The organism is Streptomyces sp. NPDC107517 (assembly GCF_055582645.1).
The window spans coordinates 26,396-38,709 of the sequence record NZ_JBVJPM010000021.1 but is presented as its reverse complement, the minus strand read 5'-3'; the positions used below and the strand labels follow the sequence as shown (position 1 = coordinate 38,709).

At 70.5% G+C, this 12,314-nt stretch carries 7 protein-coding genes and 2 pseudogenes; 7 read left to right on the top strand and 2 right to left on the bottom strand.

From position 1 onward, the window contains the following. Window positions 1–25 precede the first annotated feature (25 nt). The 5 genes and pseudogenes from ACZ67T_RS34670 (at window position 26) to ACZ67T_RS34650 (ending at window position 4,310) form a co-directional block, all read left to right on the top strand. Complete coding sequence (locus ACZ67T_RS34670; RefSeq protein ID WP_469989431.1) at window positions 26–1,249, top strand: RNA-guided endonuclease InsQ/TnpB family protein; 1,224 nt, start codon at window positions 26–28, stop codon at window positions 1,247–1,249. Between the two features lie 58 nt (window positions 1,250–1,307). Further along, window positions 1,308–1,637 (top strand): annotated as a pseudogene (locus ACZ67T_RS34665) (cupin domain-containing protein); the annotation flags it as partial. Window positions 1,638–1,640: 3 nt separating this feature from the next. Next, window positions 1,641–2,356: pseudogene (locus tag ACZ67T_RS34660) on the top strand (fumarylacetoacetate hydrolase family protein); the annotation flags it as partial. Window positions 2,357–2,408: 52 nt separating this feature from the next. After that, a complete protein-coding gene (locus ACZ67T_RS34655) occupies window positions 2,409–2,981 on the top strand; it encodes a maleylpyruvate isomerase family mycothiol-dependent enzyme (protein WP_469989568.1) in 573 nt (190 codons plus the stop codon). Between the two features lie 27 nt (window positions 2,982–3,008). After that, window positions 3,009–4,310: an FAD-dependent oxidoreductase gene (locus ACZ67T_RS34650; protein WP_469989429.1), complete on the top strand. Its 1,302-nt coding sequence runs from the start codon at window positions 3,009–3,011 to the stop codon at window positions 4,308–4,310. 147 nt (window positions 4,311–4,457) lie between these two features. Here the strand turns inward: ACZ67T_RS34650 and ACZ67T_RS34645 are convergent, their stop codons facing one another. Continuing rightward, window positions 4,458–7,523 carry a family 20 glycosylhydrolase gene (locus tag ACZ67T_RS34645; RefSeq protein ID WP_469989427.1) on the bottom strand — a complete coding sequence of 1,022 codons (3,066 nt, stop codon included), beginning with the start codon at window positions 7,521–7,523 and terminating at the stop codon, window positions 4,458–4,460. 526 nt (window positions 7,524–8,049) lie between these two features. Further along, window positions 8,050–8,916: an MBL fold metallo-hydrolase gene (locus tag ACZ67T_RS34640; protein ID WP_469989425.1), complete on the bottom strand. Its 867-nt coding sequence runs from the start codon at window positions 8,914–8,916 to the stop codon at window positions 8,050–8,052. A gap of 513 nt (window positions 8,917–9,429) precedes the next feature. Here ACZ67T_RS34640 and ACZ67T_RS34635 point away from each other — a divergent pair. Together ACZ67T_RS34635 and ACZ67T_RS34630 are read left to right on the top strand one after the other, a co-directional pair. Then, entirely contained in the window at window positions 9,430–10,416 is a 987-nt protein-coding gene (locus ACZ67T_RS34635) for a hypothetical protein (RefSeq protein WP_469989424.1), read from the top strand. Window positions 10,417–10,466: 50 nt separating this feature from the next. Further along, window positions 10,467–12,314, top strand: coding sequence for an HSP90 family protein (locus ACZ67T_RS34630; protein ID WP_469989422.1), 1,848 nt, complete (start codon window positions 10,467–10,469; stop codon window positions 12,312–12,314).

Genomic DNA, 12,314 nt, shown 5'->3' with positions numbered 1-12,314 from the left:
GTTCGACTTGCCTAGTGTGATCGTCATGCAGCTGCGGTACGCCTTCAGGTTGTACCCCGATGCCGCTCAGCAGGCAGCGCTGGCCAGGGCGTTCGGGTGTGCCCGTGTCGTGTTCAACGACGCGGTCCGCGCCCGGGAAGACGCCCGTAAGGCCGGGCGGCCGTTCCCGACGGCCGGTGAGCTGTCCACTCGCCTGATCACTCAGGCGAAGCAGACCGCTGCGCGGTCCTGGCTGGGTGAGGTCTCCGCCGTCGTGCTCCAGCAGTCACTGCGGGACGTCGAGACCGCCTACCGCAACTTCTTCGCCTCCCTCAAGGGCACCCGCAAGGGACCGAAGATCGGCCCTCCGCGCTTCAAGTCACGCAAGGATTCGCGGCAGTCGATCCGGTTCACCGCGAATGCCCGTTGGAGCGTCACCGGCAGCGGCCGTCTGAACCTGCCGAAGATCGGGGCGGTGAAGGTGAAGTGGTCCCGCACGCTGCCCGCCACCCCTACCTCGGTCACCGTCGTCCAGGACGCGGCCGGGCGGTACTTCGCCTCCTTCGTCATCGACACCGACCCCGCCGCCGACCAGGCGCGGATGCCCGCAACCGAGGGCACCATCGGCATCGACCTCGGCCTCACCCACTTCGCGGTCCTGTCCGACGGCACGAAAATCGACTCCCCGCGGTTCCTGCGCCGCGCGGAGAAGAAGTTGAAGAAGGCCCAACGCGAGCTGTCCCGCAAGCAGAAAGGAAGCAAGAATCGCGCCAAGGCCCGCCTGCGGGTCGCCCGCGCCCACGCCAAGGTCACCGACGCACGCCGCGAGTTCCACCACCAGCTCTCCACGCGACTGATCTGCGAGAACCAAGGGATCGCCGTGGAGGACCTGTCGGTGGCAGGACTGGGGCGCACCAAGCTGGCCAAGTCCGTGCACGATGCCGGATGGTCCTCGTTTATCAGCATGCTGGAGTACAAGGCGGAGCGGTACGGTCGGACGCTGGTCAAGATCGGCCGGTTCGAACCGACCTCCCAGACCTGCTCCGCCTGCGGCGTCAAGGATGGACCCAAACCCCTCGATGTCCGGGAGTGGACCTGTGCTGCCTGCGGTACGGTCCACGACCGGGACATCAACGCCGCGATCAATGTGAAGACGGCCGCCGGGCTGGCGGTATCGGCCTGCGGAGCGCCGGTAAGACCGGGAGCGATCCTGGCACAGCGCGAAGAAGCAGGAAGCCACGGATTCCCGACCGAACCCTGTGCCGCGTAGCGGCACAGGGTTCGGTCGGGAAGGCCAGAATCCTCGGGCTTCACCCCGAGGAGCAAGTCAAAGCAACCCGCACGACGGCTCGGACGTCCTGCCGACGATCCGTGCCGAGTTCCACCGCATCGCCCGCGGCGCCGAGACCGCGCCGGTGAGGGAGACCGGCTCGTCCGTGTACCAGGTCTTCGACGGCTCCGGCGTGGTGAGCGTCGGCGACGCGTCCTGGACTGTCAGCCGCGGCGATCTGTTCGTCGTCCCGTCCTGGCAGCCGTTCTCCGCCCGCTCCGAGGCGGGTACGAGCGACTCCGACGCGGGCGCCCTCGACCTCTTCCGTTTCTCCGACGCGCCCGTCTTCGAGGCGCTCAAGCTCGACCGCACCCAGAAGGACGCCTGACCCATGAAGCTCGCCACCCTCCGCACCGCCGACGGGACCTGCGCGGTCCGCCTCGACGGCGACACTCTCGTCGATCTCGGCCACAGCGACCTGGGCGCCCTGTTCGCCGAACCGGACTGGCAGGACAGGGCGCTGCCGCCACCGGCACCACGTACCCCGTCGCCGGTGCCGACTTCGCGCCGGTCGTCCCGAACCCCTCCAAGGTCGTCTGCGTCGGCCACAACTACACCAACCACATCAACGAGATGGGCCGGGACCTGCCCAGCCACCCGACGCTCTTCCCGAAGTTCGCCGACACGCTGCTCGGCGCGCACGACGACATCGTCAAGCCCGGCGAGACCGACGCCCTCGACTGGGAGGTCGAACTGGCCGTCGTCATCGGCAGGCAGGTGCGCCGCGCCGACGAGCGGCAGGCCGCCGAGGCCATCGCCGGCTTCACCGTCATGAACGACATCTCCGTACGAGACTGGCAGTTCCGCACCATCGAGTGGACCCAGGGCAAGATCTGGGAGGCCTCCACCCCGGTCGGCCCCTATGTCGTCACCCCTGACGAAGTGGGCGGCGTCCGTCCCGCCCTGGAGGTGAAGACCGTCGTCGACGGGCAGGTCATGCAGCACGACGACACCGGCACGCTGCTGTTCGACCCGGTCTTCCTGGTGCGGTACATCTCCACCGTCATCACGTTGCGCCCCGGCGACATCATCGCCACCGGCGAGCCCCGCGACAAGGACCGTCGCGGACGCACGGGCCTGGGCCGACACGGGCACCGAACTGCTGCTCACCGCCGTCGCGGGCCTCGACCAGGCCGCCTTCAGCGCCCCCGGCGTCCTGCCGGACTGGACCCGTAAACACCTCACCGCGCACGTCGCCGCCAACGCCGACGCCCTCGGCCATCTCGTGCACTGGGCGGCCACCGGCGAGCGGACCCCCATGTACGCCTCGCCCCAGGAACGCGCCGAAGGCATCGCCAAGGGCGCAACGCTCACCGCCGACGAACTGCGCGCCTGGGCGACCGGCTCCGCGCGGACCCTGGCCGACAGTCTGGACCGGCTCACCGACGAGCAGTGGCACAGCGAGGTCCTCACCGCGCAGGGCCGCACCGTCCCCGCCACCGAACTGCCCTGGATGCGCGCCCGCGAAGTGTGCGTCCACGCCGTCGACCTGGGCACCGGCGTCACCTTCGCCGACCTCCCGGCCGGGTTCCTGGACGCCCTCGTCGCCGAGATCGCCGCGAAGCGCGAACTCACCGAACTTCCCGACGCCCCGCTGCCCGAGGTCGCCGCCTGGCTGGCCGGACGCCCGCACGCGCTCGCCGACGCCCCCGAACTCGGCCCGTGGCTCTGAGAGCCCGTCTTTGAGGAGAAACCCGTCATGTCCCACACCGATGCCACCGATGTCATCGTCGTCGGCGGCGGAATCGGCGGCCTCGGCGCCGCGTTCTCGCTGACCCGCCAGGGCCTGGGCGTCCGCCTCCTGGAGCGCGCCCCCGCCTTCGGCGAGGTGGGCGCCGGCATCCAGCTCGCCCCCAACTGCACCCGCATCCTCGACGACTACGGCCTCCTCGACGAGGCCAGAAGCCTCGGCGTCGTCCCCGACGCGATGGTCATGCGCGACGCCGTCGACGGCACCGAACTGACCCGCCTCGACCTGCGCGACCTCGAACGCCGCTACGGCTACCCGTACTTGGTCATCCACCGCAGCGACCTGCACGGCCTGCTGCTGCGGGCCTGCGAGCGCGCCGGTGTCGAGCTGATCACCGACGCGCGCGTGACCTCGTACGAGAACACCGCCGGCGGCGCACGCGTCACCCTCGTCTCCGGCCAGAGCCACGAGGCCGGTGTCGTGATCGCCGCCGACGGCCTGCACTCCACGGCCCGCAGACTGCTCGTCGACGACGAACCCGTCTCCTCCGCGTACGTCGCCTACCGTGGCACCGTCCCCGCCGACCTGCCCCGGGCGCAGTCGGTCGACCTCAGCGAGGTCGTCGTGCACATCGGTCCCGGCTGCCACTTCGTCCACTACGGACTGCGCGGCGGTGAACTCCTCAACCAGGTCGCCGTGTTCGAGTCGCCCAAGGCGCTCGCCGGTCAGGAGGATTGGGGCACGCCCGACGAACTGGACGCCGCCTTCGCGGGTACGAGTGACTTCGTCCGGGACGGCCTGCCGTTCATGTGGCGCGACAAGTGGTGGCGCATGTTCGACCGCGACCCCGTCACGACCTGGGTCCACGGCCGGATCGCTCTGCTCGGCGACTCCGCGCACCCGCCGCTGCAGTACATCGCCCAGGGCGCCATCATGGCCGTAGAGGACGGCTGGGTGCTCGGCGAACACGTCGCCCGCAACCGTGCCGTGGACGGTGCGGTCGACTGGGACGCCGCTCTCGCCGCCTACGAGGCCGTCCGCCCGGAGCACTGCCGCCGGGTCGTCACCACCTCCCGCGCATGGGGCGAGCTGTGGCACCTCGACGGGATCGCCCGGCAGCAGCGCAACGTCCTGCTGCGGGCCCGCGATCCGTACGACTACGCGTTCGTGGACTGGCTGTACGGCCCGACGGCGCTCACACCGCACGAGGAACCGCCCATGTTCACCCCGGTCCCGCTCGCCTCGGCGGCCGTCGAGGCGGTGGCCGGCACCGAGGCCGTATCGAGGGTGCAGTTCGCGACCGGATCTTGATCCCGGCGGCCGGCCGACCAGCGGTGGCCCGCGCGTGGCTGCGGTACGCGGAGTTGTACCGCAGCCACGGTGATGCCGAGTTCTCCCTGCACCTCCCGCAGGCTCTGGCGGGCGTGCCGGAGCCTGCTCATCTTCTAGGGCGGGTCCTCACTCACACCGCACCCGCGCATCCGCCCAGTCCACGGCGTCGTGGTCGAGCCCGTCGCCGGCGTTGTCCGTCACCAGGTCGAGGGTGGTGGCGCCGGTGATGTCGAGGTCGATCTTTTCCGCCGTCGCGCGGGTGGCGAGGCCGCTCTCGTAGAGCTTCTTGCCGTCCGCGTAGACGAAGAAGTGGGCCGTGCCGCCGTCCGTGGTGCTGTCGGCGGCGTCGTCGATGCCGATGGTCGCCGTCAGCCGTGAGCACTTCTGCGGGAGGTCGAAGGAGATCTTCGAATTGCCCGCGGCCCCGAGACCCTTGGTGTAGCGCGTTCCGTTGAGCGTCATCTGCTCGCCGGAGCCCACGTAGGTGTCCCGTGTCACGACGTCCCACTCGCTGGTGGCCTCGGTCCAGTCGAGGTCCGAGAGGTAGGGGTGGAGTCGGCTGCGGATGCGCAGGTCCTGCGAGCCGGCCCGTGTCGCGGAGTGGCCGGGTGCGGCGGCCGTGAGGTCCAGGCGCAGCGGGGCCGGGGTCTGTCCGGCCTGGTCGGACGCCGACGCGGTGAGCGTGGCGGACCGGGTCCCGCCCGCCGGGATCCGGACCGTGCCCGAGGCGGGAGCGAGCGTGTAGCCAGGGTCGGCCGTCGGGGCCCGCACCTCGTCCCAGGCGACCTCGATCTCGCGGGCCGCGTGGTTGGTGACCTGCAGTTGGGTGTGCGCGGAGTCGCCCGGGTCGAGGGCCACGAGCGCGGGGTCGAGGCGTGCGGTCAGGGGCGTGTCCAGGGTGATGGTGCTCCGTCCCGAGCTCTCGTCCCGGCCTGCGGCCGCACCACCCGTCGCCCGCTGGTACGTGGCTCTGCCGAGCAGCTGGTAGGCGCCGTCGGCCGCGGTCAGTGGAACGTCCACCTGCCAGCGTGTGGACACCGATTCGCCCGGATCGACCGTGGCGAACGTGGTGGCCTTGGTGGTGTGCACCTGACGCGTGGACAGGTCCTGGGCCGACTGGGGCGAGAGGGAGAGGCGGACGTCGTGGAGCGGGTGGGTGGTGGTGTTGCGGAACGTGGTCACCACGTCGTTGTCGCCCAGCTGGCGCAGCCGGTCCGGGCCGTTGACGGTGACGCTGCCCTGCTGGTCACTGTCGCGCGGCGCCAGGAACTCGATCTCGGCGACGCTGGTGTAGCCGTCGTCGGGACTCACGTAGCGCAGCCACCGGTAGCGCGACGGGTTGTCGACGGTGATCTGGTTCCAGCCGAACTCCGGCCGGTCCTTGATCGTGGCGAGGGTGTGGCAGCCGCTGGTGGGGCCGTCGGTGCACCCCTCGAACCGGCCGCCCTTCATCCGGTCGAGCTCCGTGTCGTTCGCTCCGGGGAAGAACCTGACCGTCGACACCGGAGAGGCGTGGCCGGCGCCGAGATCGATGCCGGTATAGCCGCCGTTCGGCTGCGCGTAGAGGAAGTTGGTGTCCGGGTCGCCGTCGAAGGCCTTGTCGTAGGTGCTGGTCGAATTGTCCCAGGCGGGGCTCGTACCGTACGGGGTGCCCGTGAGCCGGCCGGGCAGGGCGTACGCGGCGACGCCGGGTGGCACGCCGACGGCGTCGGCGCGGGCGAAGAAGTCGTCCACGGTGCCGTGGCGCGGGCCGCCCCAGGTGCGGTCCGCGAGGACCTCGCGCGGGCGGCGCATGTAGGCGTCGAAGTAGCTGTCGGGGCGGGTCGTCGCGTTGTCGGACCACACGGAGATCTGGTAGCCGTCGAGCCGCGGGTGCTCCATCGGATCCCACTTCTCGTACAGCGACTTGGAGTCGGGCAGCAGCGGGAACCCGGGGGTGACGTAGAGCTGGTCGCTGGGCGAGGCGACGACGTCGTACCCCATGTCGAGGTACTTCTGCGCGCTGTGGTCCGCTCCCGACTCGGCCGCCGTGGTCCACGCCTCGACCTTGATGTTCTTGTCCGGCTGGGTCGTCGGGTTCTGGTCGACGTCCCACCAGTTCCAGATCACCGTGCGCTTGCCCTGGGCCCGCACCACCTTGTTCATCGCGTTGATGTAGTCGACGAACACGTCCGAGGTCGTGGCGAAGCCGTGCTGCTTGGCGTAGTCGACGAGTTCGGGGCACTTTTCCTGTTCGGACTGGCGCGCGTACTCGTCCGTGGCGATGTGGAATTCCGGGCCCGCGAACAGCGGGGCGAACTCCTCGATGAGGCTCGCGGTGAACTTCCGCGCCTCGGGGTTCGTCACGTCGACGGTGCCGCCGAGTTCGGGGCAGTCGAACCCGAGGTCGGGGCGGCCCTTGAGGATCGCGGACGCGTGCGAGGGCATCTCGATCTCGGGGATGAGATTCACGTGGTACTGGCGCGCCGCGGCCTCGAACCTGCGGATGTCCGCCCTGGTGTACGCCTCGGGGGCGGCCAGCCACGGATGGCGCTCGCTGACCAGGCGGAACGCATTGTGGTCGCTGAAGTGCAACTGCAGCGTGTTCAGCCGCAGATACGACATCTCGCGGATGGTCCGCACGATGAAGTCGGGCGAGTAGAACTTCCGCCCCGCGTCCAGCAGGATCCCCCGCTCCTTCTCCTTCGGCCAGTCACGGGCCTGGCCCCGCGGCACGGAACGGTGCCCGGGCGTGATCCTGAGGATCTGCAGCAGGGTCTGGGTGCCGTAGTACGCGCCCGTGGCGTCGTCCGCCCTGATCACCGCCGCGTCGCCGACCTGGAGCGCGTAGCCCTGGGAGCCGAGCGACTTGTCGGCGCCCGACAGCGAGAGGAACACGTCACCGTCGTGAGGCCGCGCCCCCGAGACGACCGGCAAGGTCAGACCGGTGACGTCGGCGACGTCACCGCTCAGTGTCTTCGCCACACCGGTCAGGGCCTGTTGCTGCCCGGCGTCGACGACGATGCGCGCGTCCCGGCCGAGTTCGAGCGCCCCCGTGCCGCCGGACCATTCGCGGAGGGAGGGGACGACATCCGGGGCCGGATTGGGTGAGGCATCGGCCGCCGCGGCGGCCGGCGCCATGGTGAAGACCACGGCCAGGGCGGTGAGAAGGGCGGCCGTACACCGCACTCTTCGGGGGGACGATCTGAACATGAGGCTCCCGTGACAGGTGGGGCGTTGGCGTTCGATCCCTTGAGGCGTGCGATCCCATGCGATCCGGTGCGATCCCGCGGGTACGGCGCGCTGGCCGCCGAGCGTATGAGTGCCCTTCCGTGCTTGCAAGAGCTTGAAGTGTGGACTTTCATGGCAGATTCGAGCAGCGGTGCGAGGTCGTCGAAGCAGGTGGTGTGCCAACTAGCGGGCGGCGCAGGGCTGTTGGGATCTCCTCGCGACCTGCGGTCCGCGCCGACCGGGTGATCAGCCGCGCATGCGGAGCGCAGACCGTCGGCAGTGCGGGTGGCCGGGCTCGTGGGCGCGAACCGTTGAGCAGGCGGCCATGGCGCCCGGCGGCCGGGCTCGACACCTGCGTGCGCGCCGGCTTTCTGCGAGCGGCCCGGTCGGCCCGGTCGGCCCGCCACGGCCGGCGAGTGCCCAGCCCAAGAAGTTCGTGCCGAACTCCGGCGCCGCGTCGCGCGGACCACCTTCACCCGCGCACGCGCGGCAACGACGGCAGGAGCCCTCAGGTTGCGCGGAAGTACCCCGGCTCCACGTCGGTGACCCGGCCTGCGCTGAGCAGCCGGTTGAGGTGTCGCGCCCCGGTCCGCCGCTCGAACGGAGCCACGTGTGGTCCTTCGACGTGCGGTCGGTAGACCAGCCGACGTGCCACGATCTCGTCCAGGGTCCGCGGCTCGCTGAGCATCGCGAGGAGTGTCGCGTCCCGCTTCGCCACCACGTCGGCGTACGCGTCGAGTCGGCGCCTGAATTCCGCTGCGCCCTCGATCACGCCTTTCTGGTGTGACGTTCCGTACCAGCGCGCGTCGATCTCCCGGCAACGGCGCATGGACGCCTCGAAGTCGTCGAGATCGCTGCCGATGTCGGCGTACAACGGCCCGAACGACGTCAGGTCGATGTCCGCCACGAAGAGGAAGCCGTCCGGCTCGATCAGGAAACCGCAGTGGCCCGCGGTGTGACCGGGGAGGTGGACGACGGTCACGGTGCGCCCGCCCAGGTCGAACACCGCGCCGTCCTTGAACCCGGTCGCGTCGGGCCGTCCCTGGACGTGGAAGTCGTCCCGGAAGGCCCGGTCGGCCTCGTCGACCGCCTCCGGCGGAAAGCCGAACCCGGCGACCAGAGCCGCGCGGGACCGCACCGCGGCCAGGTCCTCGCTGTGGACGTGCACCGGTACGTCGTAGCTGCCGAGACCTGCGATGTGGTCCTCGTGAGCGTGGCTGACGAGGACCACATCCGCCGGAGGCGCCGCCTCTACGAGCGACAGCGAAGGGTCGATGACCAGGGATGAATGGGTCCCACGGACGAGGACCGAGTTGGCGTACGGGTAGGCCCCTCGTTCGGCGCCGGAGAGGATGCGGACGTCTCCGTATTCCATGGTTGTGTATCCCGTGGGGTTCATGTCGTTCCTATCGTGCATGTCGCTCTGCCAATCGGTCGAGTGCCCACAGTGTGTGCATGACCGGGCTGTCGAACACGAGCGCGGGCGCGAACCGCGATCACGTCCGTCAGGCCGTTTTACCCACGCGCCTGAGGCCGCCGCCGTCATTGACCCCATGCTCACGTATCTCCGCCGACACCGAGCTGCGTCGAACTGTGGTGCGCGGGACACCACGAGAGGCTCGTCGTCCTGGTCCGTGAACTCGACGTGATGCGGACACGCGACGAAAACCGACCTCTGAATGCCCGAGCGCGCTGCACCCTGCGTGCGGTCGGCCACCCTGTGAGGTCAGTGCTCCAGGCCCCGGGCAGCCCTGAGTCCCGGCCGGACCTTGATCCGCCGGACACCCCCGTGGCACGTGAAGTGCCAGTGAAAACCCTGTGGAAGTGGTGTCAGTGGTGCCGCTTATGCTGCCCCAGACGATCACGCGGGACCAGGGGAGGGCGCGGCATGTTCGACAAGCTGTTCGGTAGGGGTGCGGAGAGACCGGTGGAGGATCCGTATGCCCTTCCCGTCACGCGCAGGCAGAAGAACGGGATGTACAGGCTGCGCGCGCTCGGGGACACGCGGGTGCTCGCGCTGGTGGAGGCGGCCGACGCCGGTGACTGGGAGGCGGTCAAGGCTGCGCTGACCCCCTTCGATCCCGGCCGCGACCACCAGGTCCTGGCGGAACTGGCCGAACTGGACGGGGTGCAGGACTGGATCGGCCGGGCTGTCGAGGACGACAAGGAGCACCGGGCGACCGCGCTCCTGATATCCGGGACGCGCCACATCAGCTGGGGCTGGGAGGCCCGCACCTCCGACCGCGCCGTGAACGTCTCGCAGGAGCAGTGGCGCGTCTTCCACGAGCGGCTTCGCATCGCCGAGCAACACCTGCTGGAGGCCGCCGAGCTGCGGCCTGAATGGGTCACGCCCTGGCGCCGCCTGCTCACCTCCGGCCGGGGCATGTCGCTGGGCGCCGCCGTCAACGAGACCCGGCTCGACGCCGCCCTGCGCCGCGAGCCGCTGGACCTGGAGACCCACATCGAGTGGGTGTCACAACTGCAGCCCCGCTGGGGCGGCGAGCCCGGCCAGGCCCTCGCGTTCGCCCGCAAGGCGTTCGCGGGCGCGCCCGAGGGCCACCGCCTCGGCTCGGTGATCGCCATGGCTCACATCGAGGACTGGGTGGAGTCGGACAGCGAGAACTGCCTCGTCACCCCCGAGATCCAGGACGAGTTGCTGGACACGGCCGAGCGCAGCATCCTCCACCCCGCCTACGTGCGCAGCCCGGGCTGGCAGGAGGACTTCAACATCTTCGCCATGGCGTTGTCGCTGGCGTCCGAGAGCATCGCGCTGCCACGGGTCTTCCAGGAGCTCCAAGGCGCCTACACCCCCTGGCCGTGGAAGTACATGACGCGGCCGGAAAAGATGTACGCCCGCGCCCGGCGCAACGCCTGAACCCGCCACTTCGCCTGCCCCTCCTCGAACACCCCACCCCGGACTGCCTGATGACTCTGCACGAAACCCCGTTGAGCCCGGCCGGCACCGACCGCACCTTCCAAGTGGATCTGCGCGGCCTCGTCGACCTCCTCTCCCACCACCTCTACTCAAGCCCCCGCGTCTACCTGCGCGAACTCCTCCAGAACGCGGTGGACGCGCTGACCGCACGGCACCGCCTCGAACCAGCCGCCCCAGCTGACGCCTTCGGCATCCGCCTCTACGCCGACGGTTCGCTGGTACGCGTCGAGGATGACGGCGTCGGTCTCACCGAGGCCGACGTGCACACCTTCCTCGCCACGATCGGCCGCAGCAGCAAGCGCGCCGACAGAATCGCCGAACAACGCGCCGACTTCATCGGCCAGTTCGGCATCGGCCTGCTCTCCTGCTTCCTCGTCGCGGACGAGATCCACGTCCTGAGCCGCTCCGCCCGCACTCCCGACGCCCCCGCCGTGGAATGGCGGGGACGCGGCGACGGCAGCTACACCGTCCGTACCCTCCCCGCTTCCGCCCGCTCCCGTCCCGGCACCACCGTCACCCTCACGCCGCGCACCGACGCGGGCGAGTGGACCCGCCCGGCACAGGTACACACGCTGGCCCGCCACTTCGGCTCGTTGCTGCGCCACCCCGTCACCTTCGACGACGGCACGGGCGGCCCGGGTGCGCCCGTCAACCCCGAGCCCGCACCGTGGGCACGTACGCACCCCACGCCGGGAGCACACTCCCGCGCGCTGGCCGCGTACGGCGAGGAGGTCTTCGGATTCACGCCGCTGGACACCATCGAGCTGGACCTGCCCGCCGTGGGCCTGAAGGGCATCGCCTGTGTCCTGCCCGAAGCGGTGCCGGCCGGGCGCCGCCACGGCCACCGTGTGCACGTCAAGGGCATGCTGCTGTCCGAGCAGGCCGAGGAGATCCTGCCCGAGTGGGCCTTCTTCGTCCGCTGCGTCGTCGACGCCGAGAGCCTGCGCCCGACGGCGTCCCGCGAGTCCCTCTACGAGGACGACACCCTTGCCGCCGTCCGTGACGCCCTCGCCGAGCGGCTGCGCGCCTGGATCGCCCGCGCCGCCGCCAGCGACCCGGACCTGCTCGCCCGCTTCCTCCAGGCCCACCACCTGGCCGTGAAGTCGCTCGCGGTGCACGACGACGAGATCCTGCGGATGCTGCTGCCCTGGCTGCCGTTCGAGACCACGGACGGGCACTGCACCCTCGACGAGTTCGCCCGCACCCATCGCACCGTGCTCGTGACGTCCAGCGTGGAGGAGTTCCGGCAGGTCGCGGCGATCGCCTCGGCCGCCGGGCTGGGCGTCGTCAACGGCGGATACACCTACGACCGTGATCTGGTCCACCGGCTGCCCGAGATCAGGCCCGAGGTCAGCGTCGCCGACCTCGACCCGGCGACCCTCACCGCCCACCTCGACCCCGTCGACCGCGAGACGGAACTCGCCGCCGCGGCCTACCTCGCCCTGGCCCGCGACGCCCTCGCCGTCTTCGACTGCGACGTCGCGCTGCGCACCTTCCAGCCCGCCTCCGCACTCGCCCTCCTGGTGGACAGCCGCGAGGCCCGGCACGAGCGCACCCGCTCCCAGCTCGCCCGCGAGCAGGAAGGCGGCCTGTGGGGCGACATCCTCGGCGCCCTGCGCCAGGAGGCTCCACGCGCCCAACTCATCCTGAACCAGCTCAACCCACTGGTGCGAACCGCCGTGGCCATCGACGAGCCCGAGCTGGCCCGCACCAGTGCCGAGGCGCTCTACGGACAGGCCGCGCTGCTGTCCCGCCGCCCGCTCAGGCCCGCCGAGTCGAGCCTCATCAACCGCTCCTTCCTCGACCTCCTCGCCCACGCCCTCCGCAAGGACAGCTGA